The organism is Streptomyces sp. NPDC048349 (genome assembly GCF_040651925.1).
In the GTDB taxonomy this organism is placed as follows: Bacteria; Actinomycetota; Actinomycetes; order Streptomycetales; family Streptomycetaceae; genus Streptomyces.
Genome location: NZ_JBEZLA010000033.1, coordinates 21,681 through 44,617 on the forward strand (window position 1 = coordinate 21,681; position 22,937 = coordinate 44,617).

Here is a 22,937-nt window from a genome sequence, read left to right on the forward strand (position 1 = left end):
CGGCCCGGACCCCGTGCCTCCGGCCCCGCCGCAACCAGAACCCGATCCGCAGCCGGAGCCCGCACCGCGGCCCGATCCGCATCCGCAGCCGGGCCCGTTGCCCGGACCCGTCCCGGCACCGGAGCCGATCACGTGAGCGTGAGCGCAGAGGCGCGGCGGGCATGACAGGACCCGGCCGAGGGACTACGGGCCCGGCCGGGTCCTGCGTGCGTGGGTGTGCGTGCGTGCGTACGTCGGGTGTGAGAGGGACGGGCTCGCACCGTCAGTCAAGACCGCTCAGACCCGCGCTCAGACCCGCTCAGGGCGTCAGAGCTCTTCGTCGCGCATGTCGACGTCCTCGCCGCCCGCGTCACGTCCTGCCCGATTGAGTTCCTCCGGGCTCTTCCCGCTGCGGTCCCCGGGGTGGACGGGGTCCTGGCCCGCGTTCCGTAGACGCTCCTGCTCCTCGCGTTCGCGCTCACGGCCCGTACGCGGCTCCGGGCGTTTGTCCTGCCTACCGCCCATGACGGCGACTCCTCTGCGACGCTGGATGATCCTTCCGGGCCACCCTGACACGGCTGGTGACGGACCGCATCCCGTGCGTCACCGAGGTGCGACAGGCGGCGCCCGGGTGGCCCTACTCCGTGAGCCGTTCGACCACCCGGCGGGCGGCCTCCTCCTCGGCGGCCGGCGGTGACAGCTCGTCCAGGGTGTCCAGGTCGGTGTCCTGTTCGAGTTCCTTCTCCCACGCGGCGGCGAGCCGCTCCTGTTCCGCGCGGTCCCGGCTTCCCACGGTCTCGCGGTGGGCCGGATCGAGAGCCGCCATGAAGCGTTCAACCACGTCCGAGGACATCCGGTACTCCTTGTGCCGCGGGGGAGGGGAAGGGTAGGGGGACGGTCGCGCGACAGCGCGCCGTGTCCCAGCATGCGAAGCCCTGCCCGACGCGGAGGCCAGGCACGGCCGGGCACTGCCCCGAATGGCTGCCCCGAATGGCGTCGCGCGGGGCCGGGCCGCGCCACCGGGAGGGCAACGCGACCTCGCGGCCTCTCAGCGTCGGCGCGGGACCCGCGGGATGCGTCCGAGGAGCAGACCGAGGACGACCATGGCCAGGCCCAGGCCGAAGTGCAGCCAGTTGTCCGCGGTGTTGACCGGGATGAAGTTGGCGTCGGTACCGCGGTCGACGAGGAGCCCGTACAGCCACAGCACCAGGTAGATCGCTCCGCCGCCGATCAGGAAGGTGCGCGCGGTGCCCGGGGTGCGCGCCATGGCGATACCGGCGAGCCCGAAGAGCAGGTGCACGATGTTGTGCAGGACCGACACCTGGAAGATGCCGAAGAGCTCGGCACCCGAGTGGTGTCCGGCGAAGGTCATCGCGTCGTAGCCGGTGGTGGGGCCGGGGATCATGCCCAGTACGCCGGTCGCCAGGAACGCCACGCCGATGATCAGAGCGGCCCACTGCACCAGGGAACCGGGAGCCGCTGCGGCACGGCTGCGGGGGGACATGGCGAGCCTCCTTCGCTCAGGACGGCTCCCGGGACGGAATCCCGGACCCCGTCCCCTCGCGACTACCCCGGATTCCGATCGCCACTCCCGGCCCCAGCGCGCCCCGGCGCCCCACCGCGCCACGGCGCTCACCTCGTGCCCGCGGCGTGTCTGCGGCCTCGCGCTCCGGTCGGGCGGTACGAGTGGCGAGGGGCTCGCGGTGTGTGCCGGGACGAGACGAGAGCGGGAGTCGGTTGTGGCGATGGTCGGGCTGTTCTGGGTCACTCCGGACGCGGTGTACGTGGGTTCGCCGCCGGCCGCCGGCGGGGGCTGTGTACGGCTGAGCGCCGACGGGCTGGAAGCCTTCGACTTCGAAGGCTCCCGGATGTGGGCGTGGGAAGGACTGCGCTCCGCCGTCGTGGACGACGTCCCCACCGAGGGCCCGGCGGGCCGTGGGCCGAAGTTCATCGGGTCGTTGGTCTCGGCCGCGGTGGGGGCGTTCCTCGGAGAGGGGCCGCCGGAGATGAAGCTGCGGCTGGAGACGGAGTACGGGCCGGAGGAGGTGACGGTGTACTCGGCGGCGGCCGGAGGGTACGGCGCCGAGGAGGCGGCGCTCTCGCAGGACCTGCTCGCCCGCTTCGTGGCGGGAACCGCGGACCCGCGAGCCCTGGAGGCGTGGGGCCGTGAGCACGGCCTGGAGGGCACCCCGAAGCCGCAGGTGCGGGAGGGGCTGCTGCGCACCTGGGCGGAGGCGTGAGCCGTGTCGCACGTCCCCGGCTCGACGCACGTGCCGGTGCCGGTGCCGGTGCCGGTGCCGGTGCCAGTGCCGGTGCCAGTGCCGGGGCCAGGGTCGGTGCCGGTGACGGGGCCGCCCGGCAGTCGGCGGGCGGCCGGTGGCTGGTGTCCGAGCTCTGACGCCCGGCTGCGGAATTGTGGCTTCCGACACTGCGTCAGAGGTGTGTGCCTGCTCGACTGGTCAGATGTTGATCAACGTGATTCTCCGAGTCCTCCCTTTCTGGATCCGCGAACCCCTGCTCATCGGGGTCTGCCTCTTCTTCGGTGGCTTGTGCCTCTACTGGTTCTTCGTGGTCGGAGAGTGGCCACGAGCCGCTTTCGGCGTCGTGTTTCTCGCGCTCGCGGTCGTTCGGGCCTTCGCTCTGCGCAGCGCGTGGAGATCCCGCCCGCGAGCCGACCTGGCCCGGTAGGGCCCCGCCGGCGCGGACCCGCGGCCCCGGCTGCGGGACCGGCCGCCCTGGGGTCCTAGCGGCGGGCGCACGCCCACGCACCCATGCCCTGCAGCGCGGCAAGCCTCCTGGCCGTGGCGATCTGCTCCGATTTCGTGGCCAGGTCGGCCCGGGCGGCGAACCTGCGGCCACCCGCGGCCTTCCAGCTCGACTGGGTGAACTGCAGTCCGCCGTAGTGCCCGTTGCCGGTGTTGGCGTGCCAGTTGCCGCCGGACTCGCACCGGGCGATCGCGTCCCAGTCGACGCGAGGTCTCGGGGGCGCGGCCGCATCCGCACCGGAAGCGGCCGGTACCGCCTGACACAGGAACACCGCACACAGCAGTGCCATGACGGTGCTTCCGGTACGCCGGCCGTCCTGGAAACGAAACATCCGTGCTCCTCTGCTGGGGATTGCCGTGGTGACGCCGTCCGTGGGGGTGAGAGGGAGGGGAGGGGGTCAGTGGCGGTCGCCGTGGTGTCCGCGGCGGTCGCCGTCGTGTCGACGGTGGTCGCCGTCGTGCCCCCGGTGGTCGTGGTGTCCGCGGCTGCCCCAGGACACGCTGTCGACGACGCGTCCGCGGTCGTCGCGGAGCGTGGCGGTGTCCCGCTCGTCCCACACCTCGTGGCGGCGGTCCTGGTAGACGTCGCGGCCGGTGTCGCGGCCGTGGCCGGTGTGGACCTTGACGCTGGAGCGGCCGTCGAGCCGGAGGCCCTGGAACCGGTAGCGGTTGCCGTCGCGGTCGGTGAGGGTGAAACCGTGCAGGTCGACGGAGTGGCGGCCGGTGTTCTTCACCTCGACCCATTCCCGGTTCAGAGCGCGGTTGCCGTGGCTGCGGTTGCCGCTCTCGTGCTGGACGTCGCCGATGACGACCGAGGAGTGCCGGCCGCGGGGGCCGCGCCGGTCGTCGTCGTGGGCGGCGGCCGGGACGGCGGCCGCGCCGACCAGGGCGCCGGCGGCCAGGACCGCGGCGAGCAGCCGGCGGTTGGCGGGAGAAGCAGACATGGAGACGACTCCTTCGGAACTCGGCCCGGCCCGGCCTCGTTACGGCCGGACGGGCTCCGTGCGGTGCCCGGCGTCCTGCCGGGCAGCCACACTGTGACCCTAGCCGCCACCAAACGCCACAACTCATAGCGTGTGTTGCCGAATGCAGACATGTCGGTAACCCTCCCTTGTAGCAGGCATGCGTCAAGGCCCCGTTGACGGAGTGTGAGGCGGGGGGCCGTGACGGGTTGTGCGCCGGAGCGGCGGGTTCTTCACACCGGGCCCGAGCGTGGTGCGCCGAATGGATGCAGGGCTCTGTAACACGCGCCCCGGCCGCCGATTCGCACGCCAGTGCGCCGTTCCACTCCGTGTGCGGGGACCGCCCCGCGGTGCGCACGATGACGCGTACAGGTGCGGACGGCGCAGGCGGCGCGGTCCCCCGGGTTTCCGCGGTTAGGCTGACCGCATGACTGTGCTCGTGTACGAAGACTTCGGCACCGGACGCCACCGCGAGGCCTCCCTGATCCGGCACGCCGTGGGCAGCGTCCACGACGAGGAGCTGGTGGCCGGCCTGGCGGGCGGGATCGGCTTCATGTACTTCGTGTTCGAGTACGAGGGCCGGCTGCCCATCATGACGATCGTGGCCCAGGCCCACCCCGAGCCCTGGGTCCAGGTCGCGCTCGGCCGCCTGGGGATCCCGTACGACGCCACGCGCGCGATGAAGCCCCGCTGGGGCCGGGTCCGCGCCGCGCTCGACGAGGGACAGCCCGCCTTCTGCGTGGTCGACCGTTCCTCGCTGCCCTGGCACGAGCCCGACCCGGACGCCGAGGTGACGGGCACCGACCCGTACACCGTCGTCATCGCCGGGTACGACGGCGACGACCTGCTGATCGAGGACGGTGCGCAGACCCCGTACCGTATCGACCGCGAGGAGTTCGGGGCTGCCTGGACCGCGCACCGCAAGGGCCGCCACCAGCTGATCGTGCCCACCGGGCCGCCCGAGGGGGAGCCGGACGTGGAAGGGGCGATCGCCTCGACCGTCACGCACCTCACCGGGCCGGTTCTGGGCAACAAGTTCGACGTCAACTTCGGTTTCTCCGGGATGGAGAAGCTCGCCGCGCAGCTGCGCGACGCCACCACCAAGGCGGGCTGGGAGCGGCGGTTCGGCAGCTCGCCCGAGGCCTTCCGGGCCGGCACCGGGCGGCTGTACTCCTGCCTGGAGGAGGAGTGGACCGCTCCGGGCGCGACCCGGCCGCTGTACGCCGACTTCCTCGAGCTCGTCGGGCGCCCGGAGGCCGCCGCACTCTTCAGGGAGTCCGCCCGGCACTGGTCGGATCTGGCGGCCCTCGCCCGGGACGCCGACCCGGAGGCCGGCGCCGAGGGGCGGCGAGCGCTCTTCGACGCGTGTGCCCAGCGCGTGGACCGCTGCCTGGACCTGGAGCAGCAGGCGGTGCGGGCACTGCAGAAGTAGGCGGTCAGGGGGTGGTTCGCAGGACCGGACGAAACGCCGGCGCGGGCTGCCCGGCACGACTGGGCCCGGGGGCGGTTCCCTCTACCCGCGGGCCTCGGCCACGGCCTGGGCCAGGGCGCGTGCGCCGGGAGCGCAGCCCTCTCGCAAGGCCGCGAGTTCAGCCGCGGGCAGCCGCAGGGACGCGCCCCGCCGGCCGGCGTCCAGACGCTCGACGCCGGCGTCGAGCCAGCGGGGGAGCGGCTCGACGCCGATGAAGCCGGCCAGCCGCGTCAGCTCCTTGCGGGGCTCGTCGAGGAGGTCCTCGTAGGCGAGCGTGGTCCGTGCCGGGGCGGGCACCTCGCCGAGGTGAGCCACGCCCCGGACGATGATCTCCGACCACAGGTCCGCGAAGCCGGCCGACGGCAGCTCGCGCTCCAGCACCAGCGCGGAATCGAAGCGCTCGGCCAGCAGCTGCGACAGCTCGGGCGGCAACGACCGGACCTGGTCCTCGGTCAGCTCCTCGATGCGGGCGGCGCCGGTCCGGGCGAGGACGTCCCGCAGGAGGAAGATCAGCCGGTAGCCCGTGTGCCGGCTCATGGACAGCGCGCAGTCGGGCCCGTCCCTGAACAGGTGGACGAAGCGCGCCTGCGGGAAGGCCCTGCGCAGCAGCGGCACCCGTTCCACCGAATAGCCCGACCGCTCGACCACCGCACTGCGCCCGAACCGCGTGCCCAGCAGGGCGAACAGGGCCTCGTAGTGGCCGGCGGCGGTCCGGATCGGCCAGCCGCACACCTGCTTCTCCAGCTCGTCGAACAGACCGTCCGGGTCCTCGGTCAGGTGCGGGAGCACCATCAAGGACAGTGCGGGGATGCCGGTGGTGTCGGTCGCGAAGCGTCCGGGACGGCGGGTGTAGACGAACTCCGGCATCGGCACACCGCTGCGGATCATCCGCTCGAACAGGGGGTTGGGATCGGCGAGCAGCCGCCAGAACTCCGCTCCGCCCAGGAGGCCGGGCGGGAAGCCCCGGCTCTGCACCGACGACAGCAGCTCGTTCAGGCTGAGGACGTCCGGATGGGCGTTGAGGATGCCCGACAGGGCGGTCGACCCGGTGCGGCCCGTACCGACCACGAACGTCAGAGTACGCATGTCATCCATCTCCCAGGCCGACCGCCGTACCGATCGCCAGCAGACTTCCCCGCGCGCCCCTGTCCGACCCCTCTTCGGGCCGGGAAGGCCGTTCGTCGTGTCACCACCAGTAGGCGGGATACCTCGGCGCCGTGCGGCGCACACGGGAGGCGGCGAACCCGGTCAGGACCAGCAGAACCGTCGAACCGAGGAGCAGCGGGATGAAACGGCCGGGGGCGGGGGTCTGGAGCACGATGATCACGGCGGTGGCGACCGCCGGGGAGTGCGGAGTGCGGGCGGCCATGTTCACCGCGAGCGTGACACCGGCCGCCACGGCCGCGGCCCAGGCGCTGCTGCCGGCGGCCGCGAGAACGGCGTAGCCGACGGCGCTGCCCACCAGGTGGCCGATGACGACGCTCCGCGGCTGGGCGAGCGGCAGGGTCGGGGCGCTGTGCACCAGCGCGGCGCTGGCGGCCAGCGGGGGTATTAGCACCGGTTCGTGGATCATCGCGCCGATCGCGACGAGGCCCAGGAGGACGGCGGTCGCCGCGCCGATGCTGTGCAGGGCCGCCGCCGGGGTGGGCCGGGCCGGGGCCCGGACGGATCCCCTCGGCCACCGGCGCGGCGTCGTGCGGTCCGGTGGCATGGCGTCGGTCGGGGCAGGCGTGGGCTGAGGGCGCAGCGCCGCGTCGGTACTCATGTGCGAAATTTCCGGGATGGGCGGCCGGCAGGCCGGGGCGGGACAGGAGGGCGCCGGGGCGCGGGTGGTGCCGTGGCAGGGGTGGCCCGGGGCGGGTGTCGGCCGGGACGTCCGCAACGACCCTATCTGTCCGGTGCGCGACGGCTCATCGAGGGGTCCCGGGCAGCGCGCGGAGAGGGGTCCCGGGCAGCGCGCGGACCGGCCGCCGGCCGCCGGCTGCCCGACGACTCGACACGGTGTGCACCACCGGCGGGAAGAAGGGAGGCGGGAAGAGGGGCGGCGGGGTGGTTTGACGGCCCGGATGTGGCGGCATGTCGTTGACACCTGCGGAACGGCGTGCGACAAAGACTGCAGGGCGTGTTCGGCACCTGTCCGCACGTCTGAGCTGCGCTTCTCCTCAGGACCGGGTCAACGTACCTGCCGATGCCCTCTGCTTGTGCCGGGGCCGGCGTCGTGCGGGGCCCACCGTCTCCTGCCCGAGACTCGTCGAACAGCGGGCACACCACCGCATATGTGAACGGACAACCCTGCCTTGACCATGATTCCCGGATCCCGTGTCCCCGGGCGGACCTGGACGGTCCGCCTGACCGGCCACGGCGACCACACCGTCTCCGTCACCTGCAGCACCGAGGCGTGCCGCATGCCGCCCCGCTCCAAAGACACGGCGGCCATGCGGCGGTTCGCCGCCGAGCACGCGCGCGCCCACGGCCGGCTCGCCACCGTGCGCCCCCATGCCGCGTGTGCGTGCCGGGCCGCCGAGTGCGGCTTCCACGAGGACACCAGAGCCTCCTGTACCGGTGCTCCGCTGCTCGTCCTCATCCACAACCCGGCCGTGGGCCAGGTCTGGACCCTCGCCGAGATCTGCCAGGGCTGTGCGCCCCTGATCTCCCACACCGCCGTCCTCGGCCGTGCCCAGCGGCCGACGGCTGCCCCGGCCTCCGCGGCGCCGACTGCCGCTTCGCCCGTCCCCGGCGCACCGGAGCCGACGCGCGTGGCCGTGGCAGGCGGTTTTTCCTCCCCCGAAGCTGCTCCCGAAGTCGTCTCGCGCCGCCGTCCGCACCGAGGCGGTCCTCGACGCGCGCGCTGAAGTGCGCCCCCACGGTGGGGGAGTGCCGGGCCGCTGCCGTCGGATCCGTTGCCCGGGGGCGGCGGTATGAGCGCCGTCGTCGGGGGTTCGCCGGGCGCGGTCCCGGGTTCCCCGGCCGGGGAGGAGCCGGGAACCCGGGGCCGGCCTGGTTCCGTACGGATCCGGGCGGCAGCCCGTCGTGCGGGCGGGCCGGCCGGCCGCGGCGCCGGGGGAAGGCGGCCATGCGGCTGAGGCCCGCTCCGGAAGTTCGCGGCCCGTGGGCGGCACTTCCGGCATCCACGCGTCTAACCCGGTCGTCCTCCTTCAAACGTCCTTCCCGCGCGTTCTTCTGAGAAAGCGTCAAGAAAGGGCGGTGTCCTGGCGCGTCGCGGTCCGTCCCGCGGTTGCGCGCCGCCCGGAACATCCGTTTCCGACCGGCTCTCGGGTCGTTCTCCGGCGGTAATGCAGCGTGGCTCCGTCCTGAGGGAGCACAGTCTCGCGCAGCCCCTTGTACTGCTGCCCCTCTCAGGTACCCCGGCCGGCACCCCGGTGGCCGCCCCACGTGGTCGCCGGGCGTCCGAACGCCCTCCCGCGCTTCCCGACACGCAGGCAGACCCTGACTCACGGAGACGGACCGTATGGACACGCATCAGACCACGTCACTCCTCCTCGGCCTCGCCGCCATCGTGATCCTGGCACGCGTATGCGGCGCGCTGGCCCGGCGCCTCGGCCAGCCCGCGGTCATCGGCGAGGTCCTCGCCGGCCTGGCCCTGGGACCGACCCTGTTCCACGGGGCGGTCTCCGACGCCCTCTTCCCCGGATCCATCCGGCCGCTGCTGAGCGCCCTGGCCGCGGTCGGCGTCGCGGTCTTCATGTTCATCATCGGTCTGGAATGGGACGCCAAGCTGATTCGCGGCAGTGGCAGCCTGGCGACCACCGTCTCCTTCAGCTCCATCCTGGTGCCCTTCGGCCTCGGCATGGTCCTGGCGCTCTACCTGATGGACGAGTACGGGACCGGCGACCAGACCGCGTTCATGCTGTTCATGGGCATCGCCATGTCGATCACGGCGTTCCCCGTGCTGGCCCGCATCCTCACCGACCGGAACATGACCCGTACCCCCCTGGGCATGGTGGCCCTGGCCTGCGCCTCCATCGACGACGTCCTCGCCTGGACGGTGCTCGCCGGCGTGGTCGCCGTGAGCGGCGCGGCCGGCGCCGAAGAGTGGCGCATCCTGCTGGCCATCCCCTACCTGGTCGGCATGCTCTTCGTCCTGCGGCCCCTGCTCCGGCGCTACGTGGCCCGCCGACCCGAACTCCGGCTCACTCCGGCGGTGTTCGCGGGCGTCATCGCGGGACTGCTGCTGTCCGCCGCCGTCACCGAGTGGGTCGGCCTGCACTACATCTTCGGCGCGTTCCTCTTCGGCGTGGTCCTGCCGCGCACCGGTACCGACCGCCTCCGCTCCCAGGTGCACGACCGCCTCGGGGAGATGAACGGCACGCTGCTGCTGCCGGTGTTCTTCCTCGTCGCCGGGCTCAAGGTCGACCTCTCGGAACTGGACATGGGCGGGTTGGGCGCGCTGGGGCTGATCCTCCTGGTGGCCGTCGGCGGCAAGTTCGCGGGCGCGTTCGCCGCGGCCCGGCTCAACCGGATGCCGGTGCGGCAGTCGGCCGCCCTCGCCGCGTTGATGAACACCCGTGGCCTGACCGAGCTCATCGTCCTCAACGTGGGTCTGCAACTGGGCTTCCTCGACCAGGACCTCTACTCCCTCATGGTCGTCATGGCCGTGGTCACGACCGCGATGGCGGGCCCGCTGCTGAGCTGGCTCCTCGGCCGGCCGGCGGTCGACGGGCCGTCCAAGGGATCCGCGGCCCCGGGCACCCAGGGGACGTCCGGCGCGTCCGGCACGTCCGCGGCGCCCGGCGCGCCCGTGGTGTCCGAGCGCACGGCGGGAGCGGTGCACACCAGCGTGTAGGCGGCAGGGCGGGAGCGCGGCCCGGTTCCGCGCGGGCAGCCGCGCCGCGCGTGCGCGGCTGCCCGACAGGGGGCTCGTCCCGCTAGCGGGCGGCCTGCCGGTTCTTGCGGGCGGTGAGCTGCCCCTGTACGTAGGCATCGGTTTCCGGCGCGTACGGGCCGCCGTGGTCGAAGAGCAGGTCGGTGATGCGCCGCCATTCGGCCACCTCGGCGCGCGTCTCCGCGTCCGCCGCCTCCAGGTCGCCCGCGGACTCCTCGACGGCCTCCAGCGCCTCGGCGGTCTGGTGGTGGGCCATCCCCGTGGCCCGTCGGCGCACCCGGTCGCGGGCCCGTCGCTCCGCGGGGGTCGGCTCGTGAGGGCCGTCCATCGGCGGTGTGTCCTGGGTCATGGGTGGTACGCCTTCCGTTCGAGGCTGCGGCGGCCGCAGCAGGTCCCGGCCCGTCGTTCACGCCCGCGGATACCCCGGTCCGTACGTTTCACCGGGGGCACGTGGGTTTCACCGTGGGTGGACACCCGCTCCGGACGGCACCCCGCTCCAGGGCCGGCTCCGACGTTCCTGGCGTCCCAGGGCGAACCCGGACGAACGAACGTACGATGGGCGGGACCGGTGCGGGCGGCTCGCCGTGCCGCGCTCCAGGCCGTTCGTGGGAGACGCATGGCACAGGTTGCCGACACAGCGCGGACCGTCATCCTGACCGTGGACGACGACCCGGGAGTCTCCCGCGCCGTCGCCCGTGACCTGCGGCGACGCTATGGTGCCGGGTACCGGATCGTGCGCGCCGAGTCCGGCGAGTCCGCCCTGGAGGCGTTGCGCGAGCTGAAGCTGCGGGGCGACCTGGTGGCCGTCATCCTGGCCGACTACCGCATGCCGCAGATGAACGGCATCGAGTTCCTCGAGCAGGCCCTGAACGTGTACCCGGGCGCGCGGCGGGTGCTGCTGACCGCCTACGCCGACACCAACGCGGCCATCGACGCGATCAACGTCGTCGACCTCGACCACTACCTGCTCAAGCCGTGGGACCCGCCGGAGGAGAAGCTCTATCCGGTCGTCGACGACCTGCTCACGGCCTGGCGCTCCAGCGACTACCGGCCGGTACCGGCCACCAAGGTGGTCGGCCACCGCTGGTCGGCCCGTTCCTCGCAGGTGCGCGAGTTCCTCGCCCGCAACCAGGTGCCGTACCGCTGGTACTCCTCCGACGAGCCCGAGGGGCGGCGACTGCTGGAGGCCGCCGGAGCCGACGGGCAGCGACTGCCCGTGGTGATCACTCCGGACTGCACCGTGCTGGTCGAGCCGGAGCCCCCCGACCTCGCCGCCCACGTGGGGCTGGCGACGACGCCGGCCGCCGACTTCTACGACCTCGTCGTGATCGGCGGCGGCCCCGCCGGGCTCGGCGCGGCCGTGTACGGGGCCTCCGAGGGCCTGCGGACGATCCTGGTCGAGCGGTCGGCGACCGGCGGGCAGGCCGGGCAGAGCTCCCGCATCGAGAACTACCTCGGCTTCCCCGACGGAGTCTCGGGCGCACAGCTCACCGAACGCGCCCGCCGCCAGGCCGGCCGGTTCGGCGCCGAGATCCTCACCGCGCGCGAGGTCACCGGGCTGGAGGTCAGTGGCGCGGCGCGCGTCGTCCGCTTCTCCGACGGCTCGTCCCTCGCCGCGCACAGCGTCATCCTGGCGACCGGGGTGTCGTACCGGCACCTCCTGGCACCGGGCTGCGACGACCTGACCGGCTGCGGGGTGTACTACGGCTCCTCGCTCACCGAGGCGTCCGCCTGCCAGGGGCAGGACGTCTACATCGTCGGAGGCGCCAACTCCGCCGGACAGGCGGCGATGTACCTGGCGCGGGGCGCGAAGTCGGTGACCCTGCTCGTCCGCGGCGCGTCCCTGACGGCGTCGATGTCGTACTACCTGATCCAGCAGATCGACGAGGCACCGAACATCGCCGTGCGGACCAGGACCGTCGTCGAGGCGGCGCACGGCGAGGGGCACCTCGAGCGGCTGACGCTGCGCAACGTGGACAGCGGTGCCACCGAACTCGTCGACGCCCAGTGGATGTTCGTCTTCATCGGAGCGGCCCCGCGGACCGACTGGCTCGACGGCACGGTGCTGCGCGACGAGCGCGGCTTCATCCTGGCCGGGCCGGACCTCACTCCCGACGGCCGCCCGCCGGCCGAGTGGGAGCTCGACCGGCCGCCCTACCACCTGGAGACCAACATTCCCGGCGTGTTCGTGGCGGGCGACGCACGCGCCGAGTCCGCGAAGCGCGTCGCCTCCGCCGTCGGAGAAGGAGCCATGGCCGTGATGCTCGTCCACCGGTACCTGGAGCAGTCATGAGCGGCCACGCCATGCCCTGCAGCCCACAGGAGATCGCCTCGCTGTTCCTGTTCGAAAAGCTCTCCCCGGAGCAGCTCGGGCGGCTGTGCGCCGAGGGGCGGGTGGAGCGCTTCGACACCGGTCCGGTCTACACCGAGGGCGACCCGGCGACCTGCTTCTACGTGATGATCGAGGGCACCGTCGTCCTGTCCCGCCGGGTCGGCGGCGACGACGTCGAGGTGAGCCGGACCTCGCAGCGCGGGGTGTACGCCGGAGCCATGCAGGCCTACCTGGGCGACCGGGTGCCGCAGACGTACAACAACTCGATGCGGGTGACCGAGCCGACGCGGTTCTTCGTGCTGCCCGCGCAATCGTTCGCGGACTTCATGCAGGACTGGTTCCCGATGGCCGCGCACCTCCTCGAGGGCCTCTTCTTCGGCGCGAAGAACACCCAGCGGGCCATCGGGCAGCGCGAGCGCCTGCTGGCGCTCGGATCCTTGTCCGCCGGGCTCACCCACGAGCTCAACAACCCGGCCGCGGCGGCCGTCCGGGCCACCGCCGCGCTGCGCGAACGGGTGGGCAAGATGCGGCACAAGCTGGCCGTCATCGCGCACGGCCCCTACTCCCGAGAGACACTCGCCGACCTCATCGAAATCCAGGAACGCACCGCGGAACGCGTCGCGAAGGCGCCGGTGCTGAGCCCCCTGGAGGCGTCCGACCGGGAGGACGAGCTCGCCGACTGGCTCGACGACCACGGCATCCCGGAGGGCTGGCGGATCGCACCGACCTTCGTGCAGGCCGGCCTGGACACGGACTGGCTGGAGCAGGTGGCGGCGGCCGTGGCCGACGACATCCTCCCGGGGGCGATCGGCTGGCTCAACTACACGGTCGAGACCGAGCTGTTGATGGACGAGATCGACGACTCCACCACCCGCATCTCCCACCTCGTGGACGCCGCCAAGCAGTACTCGCAGCTCGACCGCGCCCCGCACCGGGTCGTCGACGTCCACGAACTCCTCGACAGCACCCTGCTGATGCTGTCCGGCAAGATCGGCCCCCGGGTCCGGGTGGTCAAGGCCTACGACCGCTCCGTGCCGAACGTGCCCGCCTACCCGGCGGAGCTCAACCAGGTGTGGACCAACCTCATCGACAACGCCGTCTTCGCCATCGGGAGCACCGGCGGCGAGGGCACGCTGACGGTCCGCACGGCGCGGGAGGGGGACCGGCTGCTCGTGGAGTTCCGCGACACCGGGCCGGGCATCCCGGAGGACATCCGCAGCCGCATCTTCGATCCGTTCTTCACCACCAAGCCGGTCGGCGAGGGCACCGGCCTCGGCCTGGACATCTCCTGGCGGATCGTCGTCAACAAGCACCACGGCAGCCTCCAGGTCGAATCCGCACCGGGGGACACCCGTTTCCAGGTGCTGCTGCCGCTGACCGCCCCGGAGCCCGAGAACGCGCCCGACACCGCCACCGAGAGCGAGACCGGCACCGGTGCCGGGACCGACATGGAGACCGCCGAGGAGCCCGTATGAGCGAGATCAACGGAATCGATCCGCACGCCGCGCCCACCGGGCCCGGCTGCGGCGACTGCGACGTGGTGGGCGGCTGGTGGTTCCACCTGCGGCGCTGCGCCCAGTGCGGCCACATCGGCTGCTGCGACTCGTCCCCGGCCCAGCACGCCACCGCCCACTGGAGGGCCACCGGTCATCCCGTGGTGCAGAGCTTCGAACCGGGCGAGGAATGGTTCTGGGACTACGACAGCGGCACGCTGTACGAGTCCGGGCCCGAGCTGGCTCCGCCGGTCGACCACCCTGCGGATCAGTCGGCTCCGGGTCCGGCCGAGCGGGTTCCACAGGACTGGACACGGCAGCTGCACCGCTGAACCGGCCGCACACCAGCGGGGCCCTGGCGGTTCGGGGGAGAACCACGGCCGTAAAACGCTGCACAGTTATGCCCAAAAGGTGACTTTCTGTCACCTGATCCGGTCGGATAGCAATAACCCGGCGCCTGGAACGGCCTGCCGATGGTCGGCGGCGATCCCAGAGTGCCGAAAGGAACGTATCGTGATCCGCACCCGTTACGCCGCCACGCTGGCCACCATGGCCGTCACCGCACTCGCGATCACCGCGAGCCCCGCCTCGGCGGCACCCGGCGACACCCTCACCATGTGCTCCAGCACCCTCACCCCCGACGGCTGGGTGGACGTCCAGTGGTGGAACAGCGGCGGGTGCGGCTCCGGCTTCACGCCCAACACCAAGCAGATCAAGGACCTCAGAGGCTATCCGGTCGGCACGCAGGTCAACGCCTGTGCCTCCACCTGGCCGCCCGCCGGCTGGACCATCACCAGCTCCTACTACTCGAGCGGCTGCCGCTACTCGGCCGTCCCCAGCTTCAACGCCAACAGCTGGACGCTGAAGCGCACTTCCTGACCTCGCACGGGGGCGCCGTAGTCGGCCTCACTGCCGACTACGGCGGTTCGGCCCGCGCGTCAGGAGGCGGCCAGGGCCTCCAGGGCGGGGACGGTCTCGGCAGGGGTCGGCAGGGCGGCGTTCTCCGCCTGGAGGCGGACGGCGGCCTCGCGCAGGGCCGGGTCGGTCGTGAGACGGGTCAGGAGCTGAGCGTCGACGTCGTCGGAGGCGGAGCGCAGGGCGGCACCGGTCCGGGTGAGGGCGTCGGCGTTGGTGAAGTGGTCGGCCCCCTGGGGCAGGAGGAGCTGCGGCAGGCCGGCCTGCAGGGCGGTGAGCATGGTGCCGGAGCCGCCGTGGTGGATCAGTGCGTCGGAGGCGGTCAGCAGCTCCGCGAGCGGTACCCACGGCAGCGGGCGGACGTTGTGCGGGAGATTGCCGAGCGGGGCGAGGTCGGCGTTGCCGACGGCGAGCAGGAAATCGGCGTCCACCGAGGCGGCGGCCTCGATCAGGCGGACGATGGCGCGGACCCCGTCCATTTCGGTGAGCACGGTGCCCAGGGTGACGGTGACGCGCGGGCGGGTGCCGCGGCGCAGCAGCTCGGCGGGGACGGTGCCGCCGCCGTTGTAGGGGAGGTAGCGCATCCGCAGGCCGCCCGCGTCGCCACCGAGCGAGGCGGGGACGATGTTCAGCGCGGTGGGCTCGGCGGGGCCGGCCACCTCGTACCTCTCGTACGCCTCGGTGAAATTGGCGGCGAGCCGGCCGACCATCTCCAGGCCGGACGTGACGCCGAAGTTCTGGATCACCGAGGGGATCTTGAGCTTGGCGGCGACCAGTGGTGCGGAGGCCTGGAAGGAGTCGTAGACCAGGAGGTCGGCGCGCCAGCTGTCGGCGGCCTCCAGCAGACCTTCCACGGTGGGGCGGGAGACGAGCGCGAAGCCGCGGGCCGCCCGGTCGAGGATCTGGTCCGTGGTCATGTCGGGGGTGACGTAACGTACCTCCTCGCCCGTGGACTGTTCGAAGACGTCCCGGATGCTGCGGCCGTCGCCTATCTCGACGATCGGGAAGCCGGCCTCGCGGAGCTGGTGCAGCGGCTGCGAACTCGCGAACAGCACGTCGTGGCCGGCCGCGCGCAGGGCCTGCGCGGTCGGGATCATCGGGAAGAGGTGGCCGGCCGCGGCCGGTCCGGTGAAGAGTATGCGCACGGGTTCTCCTTGCCGTTGTTCTTCCGGTCGGGGGCGAGCGGTGCGGGCTCGCCCCCGTTCCCTTCGGTGAACTGACGGGAAGGCGGGCGGTGTTCCCTCAGAAGGGGTCGATAATCGGACGTTTTAGGGCGGTCTTTTCCGGGCGAACCGCTGCATGCGATCGATGCGGGGCGGCGGGAGGGGTTACCGGGGGCCGACGATGCCCACGTGCATGGCCAGGGTCATGAACGCGGCGGTCAGGGCGGGCGCGCCCGCTTGGGCCAGGTAGTCCACGAAGCCGCCCATCAGCTGCTGGAGCCGTGAGGGCGACGGCTCGGGGCCGGCCGCCTCGCCCTGCAGCTCGTGCAGTGTCCGCCGGGCGCCGGCCTCCTGATCGTCTGACAGGCCGAGCTGGGGGACGGCGCGCAGCATCAGCTCCGCGAACCGCGCCACGGCCGCCGTTCCGTAGTCGGCCGAGATCGTGGTGGACGTCTGTGTGGCGTTGTCACCGGTCTGGAACAGGCCGGTGGCCGCGCCTTGGATCGTGATGCCACGGGATCCGGGGGTGTCGGCCATCTTCCGTCCTCGTTTCGCTTCGGGGTGGGTGTGCGGGGGCGTGCGCGCGTCAACCGTTCGAGGGCTTGCCGAGGCACTCGATCCCTTCCGGCCCCCCGGCGGAAGAGCAGGGGACGCGCTGCAGGGGCGGCTCTTGCGGCTTCGGCATGGCGGTCACACCCGGAGCGAGGTGGACCCTGGGGAGTTGGGCGAAGGCGCCGGCCAGGGCGGCGGTCGAGCCGCCGTCACTCAGGTCGGTGCTGGACAGACCGACGTACCGCCCGGTCGTGAGGGTGAGCGTGCAGGTCCTCGTGCCGTTGGCGTACATCTCCTGCCGGTCGCCGGCCTCGTCGATGCCCCTGCCGTTCGGGTCCAACGGGCCGGGGGCCGCGGGCCCTTCGTCGCAGCCGAACCACTCGGGTTCTCCGTTGAAGGGACGGGCCAGGCTCCGGGCCGTGCCCGTGATCTCGGCCCTGAGGTTCATCTTCGTGTGGAGGGGGACGACGAACGAGCAGGCCCGCGGGGGCGGAGGATCGTCGCTCCGGCCGACGGACGGTTCGAGCGCGAGGGGCGGCTGGATGCAGGGCTTCGTGCCCGGCGCGTCGGACGTGACCGTGACCTCGAAGTCGTTCGCCCCCAACTGGACGTACACCAGGGCGCTTTGCGGCGTGGCCGGGGGCTGGTCGCCGGTCCGCCGCAGGCACTCCCGTCGGGCGGCTTCGTCGTCCGGGCTGGTCGTCGTGGCGCACACGGTGCGTTCGCGGTCGGCCTTGACGGTGCAGGCCGCGGAGGAAGGGCCTTCCTCGCATCCCCAGTAGACGACGCTCACGCCCGGCGGGAGCGACCCCGCGGGGATGACCTCGACGGGTCCCCGCTTGCCCTTGACCACCTGCGAGACCTTCGTGCAGTCGGTTTTGCCGGTGTTGGCGGGGCAGGGGCCTTCGGGGGCGCCGGGCATGTCCTTGACCTCGAAGAGGCTGGTCGCCACGTGTACGCGCAGGGGCACGGTGGGCGGGGTCTGGGCGGGACCGCCGAACACGTCCAGGACCGTCACGGTGCCGACCGCTGCTGCCGCGAGCAGTGCGCCGCCGATCAGCACCTTGGCGAACAGCGAAAGTCCGACCGGATCCACGGGGGGAACGGGGACTCCGGGGGGCGGGGCCGGGGCCGGGGGCGGGGGCGAACCGGGCGCCGGTACGCGAGGGTCCGCAGGAGGCGGGTCAGCCGGTGGCAGCTCGCCCGCCGCCGAGGGGTCGGGGGCACTGCTGCCGTCCGAGGGGGGAGGGGTGGCGTGGTGCGGGGTTCCCGTTCCCGTTCCCGGGGACGGGTCGGTGAGCCCTTCCGGGGAGCCGCTGTCGGTCCCGGTCCCGGGGCCCCCGCTCCCGATATCGGCCCCTGCATCCGACCCCGCATCCACCCCCGCATCCGACCCCGCGTCCGTGTCCATCCCCGCGTCCGCCTCCGTGCCGGAATCGGAGCCCGCGGACGGTGCGGGGCCGGGCGTGGTCAGTGCCCGGGCGCCTTCGGCCACGGCGGCGCTGGTGGGGTCACCGAGTGCGTGCCAGGCTGCCGCCGCCGCCCCGAACGCAGCCGCGGCGGCCACACGTTTGCCGGTCAGCCACGAGCGCACACCCGTTTCGTACGTGAAGTACGCCCGGGCTCGCTCGTCACCGGCCTGGCGGGCGCAGGCCAGGCCCCGGGTGAGGATCCGGTCCCATGCGCCCCAGCGAAGGGAGCACGCGGTGCCGGGGGCGGCGGCCCGGGTGAGGGCGACGCCCAGGTCGGGCCTGCCGTCCCGGACGAGGGCGTCGGCGAGCCCGGCGATCAGGAGACTGTGGTCCGCCAGTGACGCGGGGGCGGTCCGCGGGGCCGATGCCCACGCGGTGAGCCGGCCGGCGGCCTCCGCGAGCTGCTGGGGGCCGAGCGCGAGATCCTCCGGCAGTGAGCCCGTCGGGTCCCCGGCCAGGCGGACGTGCGGACCGGTGCGGGTCAGCAGCCCCAGCCCCGCCAGCCGGCCGACGGCCTCCTCGACGGAGGCGGCGGTGGCGCCCGGTACCAGCAGCGTGAGCACCGCGGCGGTGGTGTGCGCCTCCGGCGCCGTCGCGAGGAGGGCCAGGACCTGCCGGGCCACGTCGCCCAGCCCGGCCACGGCCCGGCGCAGTAACGCAGGAACCTCGGCGGGCTCCGGCAGCAGGGCCTGCGCGCCGTTCGGGCCGGGGCGTGCCAGGGCGGCCGCCCTGATCAGCGCGTAGGGGTTGCCCTCGCTCGCCTGCCACAACGAGGCCGCCGTGTCCGCCTCGGCCGGGAACAGCGGTCGCCCCAACTCCCGGGCGAGCAGCTGCAACCCGGCCGACGGGGGCAGGCCGGTGAGGGCGAGGGCCGTGCCCTCTCCCCACAGGAGACGCTCGCGGGAACTGAACGCGACGGTGCCGGACGGCATCGTGTCCTGCAGCCGGGTCAATTCCCGAGCCGGTACGTCCAGGTCGTCGACGACGACGCAGAGCCGGATCCCCGCGAGGAGGCGGTGGAGTTCTCCGTCGCCCGGGCGGTACCCCGGGGCGTCGTAGCACGCCTCGAAGACGCTCTGGGCCAGGTCCTCGACGTCCGTGCCGTGCCCGTCGAGGAACACGACGCCGTCGCGGTGGCCGATCTCGAACACCGCCTGCCGGATCAGGGTGCTCTTGCCGATCCCCTCGGGTCCGTGCACCCCCGCCGGTTCGTCGTCGGCGATGCTGCGGACCAGCGAGGCCAGTTCGGTGTCCCTGCCGAGCAACGGCCGGCCCGGCCGGCGCGGCAGGCGCTCGATGCGTTCGCGGCGTACCGGCCTCGGCCGCTTGGCCGGCCCCACCACCGTCACGGCGGAATGCGTCGCGTTCACCACGACGCTCAGGACGTCGTTGTTGTCACCGGTGACGAACTGGCCGACGGCGTCGCCGCCCACGGTCAGGTTCCGGTCCCCGCCCGCCATTGTTTCTCCCGCCCTTGGCGTACGGAACGTCCTTGGCAGGATTCCGCAGCCATGGGCTCCGCGATAGCGGAATGACGCATTTTCTCGTCGCCGCCGACAGACGAATCGTTTGCCCAGCCACGGCGACGGCTGGGGTTCGGCGGCCGCGCAGCGAAACCGGTCATCGTCCGGTCGGCCGCCGACGGCTCCGCCCGGCCGCGGCCGCGCCGCCGGGCTGATGGGCGGCGGGATGCGGGCGGCCGGGATCGTGGGATCCGGCCAGGGGGCGTGCCGGGGAATGTGAGGGCCGCGTGTTGGCCGTAACGCGTCCTCCGGGCCCCACGGTCCCCGTGATGGCATGTCCACGTCGAATTCCGTCCCGTTCCGAACGAATGGAGAGCCGGATATGCAGCTCCGAAGAATGGTCGCCGTCGCCGCGATCGCGGTGTTGTCGGCCATGGCCGCCCCCGCCCAGGCCCAGGCCGACCCCCCGTCCATTCCGCCGCCCGGCCGCATGACGGTCGAGGTGGTCGGGGTCAACGGCTCGGGCTGCCCCCAGGGGACCGCGGACGTCGCCGCCGCCTCCGACAACACGGCGTTCACCGTCACCTACAGCAACTACCTCGCGCAGGCGGGAGCCGGCGCGGGCGGCACCGAGTTCCGCAAGAACTGCCAGCTGGCCCTGCGGATCCACGTGCCCCAGGGGTTCACGTACGCCATCGCCCGCGCGGACTACCGGGGCTTCGCCCACCTCCAGCGCGGCGCCTACGGCCAGGAACGCGCGAACTACTACTTCCAGGGCGCCGCCCAGACGGCGCGTACGACGCACCAGTTCAACGGTCCCTTCACGGACAACTGGCAGGCCAGCGACCAGACCGGGTACGCCGACCTGGTGTGGGCACCCTGCGGCGAGGAGCGCAACCTCAACGTCAACACCGAACTGCGGGTCTACGCGGGCACGTCGAGCCCGCAGGCGCTGAGCTTCATGAGCATGGACTCGACGGACGGCAGCGTGAGCACCGTCTACCACTTCGAGTGGAGGGAATGCCCCGCGGCCTGACGCGGACGGCTGAGGACGTGAGCAGCCCGACGTGAGCCCGCGAGCACGCGAACGCCGGAAAACCCGCCCGACGGCGAGGAGGAGTGACAACGATGTCTCATCCCCTGTCCCGCACGCGCACGCGCACGCGCACCCGAACCCGCACCCGCACCCGGCCCCGAACCCACACCTGGATCCGCACCTGGATCCGCACCCTGCTCATCGGCGGGGCGGCCGCCGCCCTGATCACCGCGTCGACGCCCGCGGTGGCGGCCGGCCCGATCACGGTCCCGCCCGACAAGATCGTGATCGAACTCGCCACCGTGAACGGCTCCGGCTGCCGCGAAGGCACCGCCGAGGTGGCCGTTGCCCCGGACAACACCGCGTTCACCGTCACCTACAGCGACTACCTCGCCCAGGTCGGCCCCGGCGCCCCGCCGACCGGCTTCCGCAAGAACTGCCAGCTCAATCTCCGCGTCCACGTGCCCTCCGGCTTCACCTACGCCATCGTCCAGGCCGATTACCGCGGATTCGCATTCCTCCAGCCCGGCGCGTGGGGCCAGGAAAGGGCGAACTACTACTTCCAGGGAATGTCGCAGACCGCCCAGCGGACCCACCAGTTCAACGGCCCGCTCAACGACAATTGGCAGACGAGCGACAAGACGGAATACGCCGACCTGGTGTGGGCCCCGTGCGGTGAGAAGCGCAATTTCAACATCAATACCGAACTGCGCGTGAACGCCGGCACGTCCAACCCGCAGACGTCCACGAGCTTCATGGCCATGGACTCCACCGACGCCGGCGTCAGCACCCTCTACCACCTCGCCTGGCAGGTGTGTCCCCACCCGAAGTAGGCGCGGCGCAAGGGGAGTCCGGAGCGGGCCGGGACGGTATGCGTCCCGGCCCGCTCCCGGACGAGAGCGTCAAGTGCTCAGGTGCTCAGGTCTGGCATTGCCTGGTGGAGGCGGGAGACCAGCCGCTCCAGGCGGCGCCGTCGGCCCGAGCGTGTACGCGGATCTCGACCTTCACCGGGCCGCACACCCGCGTCGTGCTCCCCACTTCGACCGGGCCGATGGCCTCGCCGGCCCGGACGTAGGCGCGACCGCTGCCGACCTTCTCCCAGTGGCCGCCCTGGACCACGCGGAAGAACGCCTCGTACGAGACGTTGAGCCCCTTCGGTCCGGTATTGCGCGCCTTGATGTACGCCGTGATCTCACGGGTGGGGAAGCGGCCGACGGATCCCCGCTGGGCGCTGATGCAGCCGTTGACGGCCACACGGCCGGTCGACACACCTCCGCCACAGGCGGTCGCCGCGGCGTGAGCGGGGGCCGGGAGGGTCAGCATGGTCAGCGCGGCTGCGCCCAGGATCGTGCCGGTACGCCTCAAGTGCAACGTTCCGTACCTTTCTGTGAGCCGGTTTCTGTTGCCCCGACCAGACCACGGCTCGCGTGGGGGCACCAGGCAGCTTCGTGTTTTTCGCCCACTCGGGTGCACGGGGTGGTGTGCAGCGGGTGCTCGTCCCGCCCCCGGCGAGGAACCCGCCCCATCCCGGTGCCTGACCCCGGGCGCCGGGGTCTGCAGCGGCACGACCGGTGCCATACCGGCCGTGCCACGGGGCAGGAGCACAGGTGACTCACAGGAAGGGATCGATATGAACACCGCCAAACTCGCCTACCGGCCCGTGGGGCTCGTGCTGGGTGCCGCCAGCGGTCTTGCGGCGGGCCAGCTCTTCAAGCAGGCCTGGAAGATCCTGGGCCACGAGGGCGACGCCCCCGACGCCATGGACGAGGACCGATCCTGGCGCGAGATCCTCCTCGCCGCCGCGATCCAGGGTGCGGTCTTCGCGGCGGTCAAGGCGGCGGTCGACCGCGCCGGCGCGACCGGCGTGCGCCGCCTCACCGGAACCTGGCCGGCCTGAGCCGCATTCCTTTCCGTACGGATTCCGAATGGGTTCGGGCGGGGAATGCGGGGCAAGCGAGCTGCAGACGGAAACGCACCAACCGTCATGTACGGCACGAAAATCTCTGTTCGACCGGAGGAGTTGTTTTCGCGTGACTGAGCACGTGTGGAGTTACAAGCCGACGGCGGGTCGTCTGGCCGGCACCGATCTCACCGGCTACAAGGTCGAGGCCACCGACGGCAGTATCGGCAAGGTGGACAAGCACTCTGACGAGGTCACCGACGCCTATCTGGTCGTCGACACGGGCATGTGGATCTTCGGCAAGGAGGTCCTGCTGCCCGCGAGCACCGTGGTCAGCATCGACCCCGAGGAGCAGAGGATCTACGTCGACCGCACCAAGGGCCAGATCAAGGACGCCCCGGAGTTCCACCGGGAGAAGCACCTCGAGGATCCGGCATACCGTTCTGAGCTGGGCTCCTACTACGGCGTCGGCGGCACTTCGGGCCGGTTCTGACAGCCCCGGCCCACCCCGTGCCCGCGGCCCCGGACCTCCATGGAGGTGCGGGGGGGCGGGGCGCGCGGGTGTATTTATTAGTAAAAAAGGGGGGCGGG

Annotated in this window: 24 protein-coding genes; 12 read left to right on the forward strand and 12 right to left on the reverse strand. The window is 72.4% G+C overall.

The annotated features are described in order from the left end of the window. Positions 1 to 306: 306 nt before the first annotated feature. The 3 genes from AB0D44_RS19185 to AB0D44_RS19195 all read right to left on the reverse strand — a co-directional run bounded on the left by AB0D44_RS19185 (position 307) and on the right by AB0D44_RS19195 (position 1,483). Positions 307 to 504 carry a hypothetical protein gene (locus AB0D44_RS19185; protein WP_362592070.1) on the reverse strand — a complete coding sequence of 66 codons (198 nt, stop codon included), beginning with the start codon at positions 502 to 504 and terminating at the stop codon, positions 307 to 309. A gap of 112 nt (positions 505 to 616) precedes the next feature. Then, a complete protein-coding gene (locus AB0D44_RS19190; protein ID WP_362592073.1) occupies positions 617 to 832 on the reverse strand; it encodes a hypothetical protein in 216 nt (71 codons plus the stop codon). A gap of 195 nt (positions 833 to 1,027) precedes the next feature. Further along, positions 1,028 to 1,483, reverse strand: coding sequence for a DUF4383 domain-containing protein (locus AB0D44_RS19195; protein WP_362592076.1), 456 nt, complete (start codon positions 1,481 to 1,483; stop codon positions 1,028 to 1,030). 235 nt (positions 1,484 to 1,718) lie between these two features. Here AB0D44_RS19195 and AB0D44_RS19200 point away from each other — a divergent pair, with 235 nt between their 5' ends. After that, a complete protein-coding gene (locus tag AB0D44_RS19200; protein WP_362592079.1) occupies positions 1,719 to 2,219 on the forward strand; it encodes a hypothetical protein in 501 nt (166 codons plus the stop codon). A gap of 503 nt (positions 2,220 to 2,722) precedes the next feature. Here the strand turns inward: AB0D44_RS19200 and AB0D44_RS19205 are convergent. Continuing rightward, complete coding sequence (locus AB0D44_RS19205) at positions 2,723 to 3,034, reverse strand: transglycosylase family protein (RefSeq protein WP_362592227.1); 312 nt, start codon at positions 3,032 to 3,034, stop codon at positions 2,723 to 2,725. Positions 3,035 to 3,142: 108 nt separating this feature from the next. Further along, positions 3,143 to 3,688: a lamin tail domain-containing protein gene (locus AB0D44_RS19210; protein ID WP_362592081.1), complete on the reverse strand. Its 546-nt coding sequence runs from the start codon at positions 3,686 to 3,688 to the stop codon at positions 3,143 to 3,145. A gap of 445 nt (positions 3,689 to 4,133) precedes the next feature. Between AB0D44_RS19210 and AB0D44_RS19215 the strand changes: the two genes are divergently transcribed. Next, positions 4,134 to 5,138 carry a DUF4872 domain-containing protein gene (locus tag AB0D44_RS19215; RefSeq protein WP_362592085.1) on the forward strand — a complete coding sequence of 335 codons (1,005 nt, stop codon included), beginning with the start codon at positions 4,134 to 4,136 and terminating at the stop codon, positions 5,136 to 5,138. A gap of 81 nt (positions 5,139 to 5,219) precedes the next feature. Here AB0D44_RS19215 and AB0D44_RS19220 read toward each other — a convergent pair whose 3' ends face one another. Together AB0D44_RS19220 and AB0D44_RS19225 are read right to left on the reverse strand one after the other, a co-directional pair. Beyond that, positions 5,220 to 6,263 carry a sulfotransferase gene (locus AB0D44_RS19220; RefSeq protein ID WP_362592087.1) on the reverse strand — a complete coding sequence of 348 codons (1,044 nt, stop codon included), beginning with the start codon at positions 6,261 to 6,263 and terminating at the stop codon, positions 5,220 to 5,222. A gap of 100 nt (positions 6,264 to 6,363) precedes the next feature. Next, entirely contained in the window at positions 6,364 to 6,942 is a 579-nt protein-coding gene (locus AB0D44_RS19225; protein WP_362592089.1) for an HPP family protein, read from the reverse strand. 538 nt (positions 6,943 to 7,480) lie between these two features. On the opposite strand from AB0D44_RS19225, the gene AB0D44_RS19230 reads away from it, so the two are divergent. Together AB0D44_RS19230 and AB0D44_RS19235 are read left to right on the forward strand one after the other, a co-directional pair. Beyond that, the gene (locus AB0D44_RS19230; protein ID WP_362592230.1) at positions 7,481 to 8,029 is read left to right on the forward strand and encodes a hypothetical protein; all 549 of its coding nucleotides are present in this window, start codon (positions 7,481 to 7,483) and stop codon (positions 8,027 to 8,029) included. Positions 8,030 to 8,646: 617 nt separating this feature from the next. Continuing rightward, on the forward strand, positions 8,647 to 9,981 hold the full coding sequence (locus tag AB0D44_RS19235) for a cation:proton antiporter (protein ID WP_362592092.1): 1,335 nt from the start codon (positions 8,647 to 8,649) through the stop codon (positions 9,979 to 9,981). Between the two features lie 82 nt (positions 9,982 to 10,063). Here the strand turns inward: AB0D44_RS19235 and AB0D44_RS19240 are convergent, their stop codons facing one another. Further along, positions 10,064 to 10,369: a hypothetical protein gene (locus AB0D44_RS19240; RefSeq protein WP_362592095.1), complete on the reverse strand. Its 306-nt coding sequence runs from the start codon at positions 10,367 to 10,369 to the stop codon at positions 10,064 to 10,066. Positions 10,370 to 10,636: 267 nt separating this feature from the next. On the opposite strand from AB0D44_RS19240, the gene AB0D44_RS19245 reads away from it, so the two are divergent. The 4 genes from AB0D44_RS19245 (at position 10,637) to AB0D44_RS19260 (ending at position 14,724) form a co-directional block, all read left to right on the forward strand. Then, positions 10,637 to 12,313 (forward strand): FAD-dependent oxidoreductase, encoded by a 1,677-nt coding sequence (locus AB0D44_RS19245; RefSeq protein WP_362592098.1) that lies wholly within the window; start codon positions 10,637 to 10,639, stop codon positions 12,311 to 12,313. Continuing rightward, positions 12,310 to 13,827 (forward strand): ATP-binding protein, encoded by a 1,518-nt coding sequence (locus tag AB0D44_RS19250; RefSeq protein WP_362592100.1) that lies wholly within the window; start codon positions 12,310 to 12,312, stop codon positions 13,825 to 13,827. Before AB0D44_RS19245 ends, AB0D44_RS19250 begins: the two co-directional genes overlap by 4 nt. After that, the gene (locus tag AB0D44_RS19255) at positions 13,824 to 14,177 is read left to right on the forward strand and encodes a UBP-type zinc finger domain-containing protein (protein WP_362592103.1); all 354 of its coding nucleotides are present in this window, start codon (positions 13,824 to 13,826) and stop codon (positions 14,175 to 14,177) included. The genes AB0D44_RS19250 and AB0D44_RS19255 overlap by 4 nt, the downstream gene beginning before the upstream one ends. A gap of 181 nt (positions 14,178 to 14,358) precedes the next feature. Continuing rightward, positions 14,359 to 14,724, forward strand: coding sequence for a hypothetical protein (locus AB0D44_RS19260; protein WP_362592106.1), 366 nt, complete (start codon positions 14,359 to 14,361; stop codon positions 14,722 to 14,724). A gap of 59 nt (positions 14,725 to 14,783) precedes the next feature. On the opposite strand, the gene AB0D44_RS19265 is transcribed toward AB0D44_RS19260, so the two are convergent. The 3 genes from AB0D44_RS19265 to AB0D44_RS19275 all read right to left on the reverse strand — a co-directional run bounded on the left by AB0D44_RS19265 (position 14,784) and on the right by AB0D44_RS19275 (position 19,407). Further along, a complete protein-coding gene (locus AB0D44_RS19265) occupies positions 14,784 to 15,905 on the reverse strand; it encodes a nucleotide disphospho-sugar-binding domain-containing protein (RefSeq protein WP_362592109.1) in 1,122 nt (373 codons plus the stop codon). Between the two features lie 183 nt (positions 15,906 to 16,088). Then, the gene (locus AB0D44_RS19270; RefSeq protein WP_362592112.1) at positions 16,089 to 16,460 is read right to left on the reverse strand and encodes a hypothetical protein; all 372 of its coding nucleotides are present in this window, start codon (positions 16,458 to 16,460) and stop codon (positions 16,089 to 16,091) included. Positions 16,461 to 16,509: 49 nt separating this feature from the next. Next, positions 16,510 to 19,407 (reverse strand): ATP-binding protein, encoded by a 2,898-nt coding sequence (locus AB0D44_RS19275; RefSeq protein WP_362592115.1) that lies wholly within the window; start codon positions 19,405 to 19,407, stop codon positions 16,510 to 16,512. 385 nt (positions 19,408 to 19,792) lie between these two features. On the opposite strand from AB0D44_RS19275, the gene AB0D44_RS19280 reads away from it, so the two are divergent. Further along, entirely contained in the window at positions 19,793 to 20,446 is a 654-nt protein-coding gene (locus tag AB0D44_RS19280) for a DUF4360 domain-containing protein (RefSeq protein WP_362592118.1), read from the forward strand. Positions 20,447 to 20,538: 92 nt separating this feature from the next. Further along, positions 20,539 to 21,279, forward strand: a complete 741-nt coding sequence (locus tag AB0D44_RS19285; RefSeq protein WP_362592121.1) for a DUF4360 domain-containing protein — start codon at positions 20,539 to 20,541, stop codon at positions 21,277 to 21,279. An 85-nt stretch (positions 21,280 to 21,364) separates the two neighbouring features. On the opposite strand, the gene AB0D44_RS19290 is transcribed toward AB0D44_RS19285, so the two are convergent. Then, a complete protein-coding gene (locus tag AB0D44_RS19290; protein WP_362592124.1) occupies positions 21,365 to 21,811 on the reverse strand; it encodes a hypothetical protein in 447 nt (148 codons plus the stop codon). Positions 21,812 to 22,076: 265 nt separating this feature from the next. Between AB0D44_RS19290 and AB0D44_RS19295 the strand changes: the two genes are divergently transcribed. Then, positions 22,077 to 22,343 (forward strand): DUF4235 domain-containing protein, encoded by a 267-nt coding sequence (locus AB0D44_RS19295; protein WP_362592126.1) that lies wholly within the window; start codon positions 22,077 to 22,079, stop codon positions 22,341 to 22,343. A gap of 133 nt (positions 22,344 to 22,476) precedes the next feature. Beyond that, positions 22,477 to 22,839: a PRC-barrel domain-containing protein gene (locus AB0D44_RS19300; protein ID WP_362592129.1), complete on the forward strand. Its 363-nt coding sequence runs from the start codon at positions 22,477 to 22,479 to the stop codon at positions 22,837 to 22,839. The last annotated feature ends 98 nt before the right edge of the window (positions 22,840 to 22,937 follow it).

Coding starts and splice junctions, on each gene's coding strand:
- AB0D44_RS19185 (WP_362592070.1), bottom strand. CDS start 504: ATGGGCGGTAGGCAGGACAAACGCCCGGAGCCGCGTACGGGCCGTGAG.
- AB0D44_RS19190 (WP_362592073.1), bottom strand. CDS start 832: ATGTCCTCGGACGTGGTTGAACGCTTCATGGCGGCTCTCGATCCGGCC.
- AB0D44_RS19195 (WP_362592076.1), bottom strand. CDS start 1,483: ATGTCCCCCCGCAGCCGTGCCGCAGCGGCTCCCGGTTCCCTGGTGCAG.
- AB0D44_RS19205 (WP_362592227.1), bottom strand. CDS start 3,034: ATGGCACTGCTGTGTGCGGTGTTCCTGTGTCAGGCGGTACCGGCCGCT.
- AB0D44_RS19210 (WP_362592081.1), bottom strand. CDS start 3,688: ATGTCTGCTTCTCCCGCCAACCGCCGGCTGCTCGCCGCGGTCCTGGCC.
- AB0D44_RS19215 (WP_362592085.1), top strand. CDS start 4,134: ATGACTGTGCTCGTGTACGAAGACTTCGGCACCGGACGCCACCGCGAG.
- AB0D44_RS19220 (WP_362592087.1), bottom strand. CDS start 6,263: ATGCGTACTCTGACGTTCGTGGTCGGTACGGGCCGCACCGGGTCGACC.
- AB0D44_RS19225 (WP_362592089.1), bottom strand. CDS start 6,942: ATGAGTACCGACGCGGCGCTGCGCCCTCAGCCCACGCCTGCCCCGACC.
- AB0D44_RS19230 (WP_362592230.1), top strand. CDS start 7,481: ATGATTCCCGGATCCCGTGTCCCCGGGCGGACCTGGACGGTCCGCCTG.
- AB0D44_RS19235 (WP_362592092.1), top strand. CDS start 8,647: ATGGACACGCATCAGACCACGTCACTCCTCCTCGGCCTCGCCGCCATC.
- AB0D44_RS19240 (WP_362592095.1), bottom strand. CDS start 10,369: ATGACCCAGGACACACCGCCGATGGACGGCCCTCACGAGCCGACCCCC.
- AB0D44_RS19245 (WP_362592098.1), top strand. CDS start 10,637: ATGGCACAGGTTGCCGACACAGCGCGGACCGTCATCCTGACCGTGGAC.
- AB0D44_RS19250 (WP_362592100.1), top strand. CDS start 12,310: ATGAGCGGCCACGCCATGCCCTGCAGCCCACAGGAGATCGCCTCGCTG.
- AB0D44_RS19255 (WP_362592103.1), top strand. CDS start 13,824: ATGAGCGAGATCAACGGAATCGATCCGCACGCCGCGCCCACCGGGCCC.
- AB0D44_RS19270 (WP_362592112.1), bottom strand. CDS start 16,460: ATGGCCGACACCCCCGGATCCCGTGGCATCACGATCCAAGGCGCGGCC.
- AB0D44_RS19275 (WP_362592115.1), bottom strand. CDS start 19,407: ATGGCGGGCGGGGACCGGAACCTGACCGTGGGCGGCGACGCCGTCGGC.
- AB0D44_RS19280 (WP_362592118.1), top strand. CDS start 19,793: ATGCAGCTCCGAAGAATGGTCGCCGTCGCCGCGATCGCGGTGTTGTCG.
- AB0D44_RS19285 (WP_362592121.1), top strand. CDS start 20,539: ATGTCTCATCCCCTGTCCCGCACGCGCACGCGCACGCGCACCCGAACC.
- AB0D44_RS19295 (WP_362592126.1), top strand. CDS start 22,077: ATGAACACCGCCAAACTCGCCTACCGGCCCGTGGGGCTCGTGCTGGGT.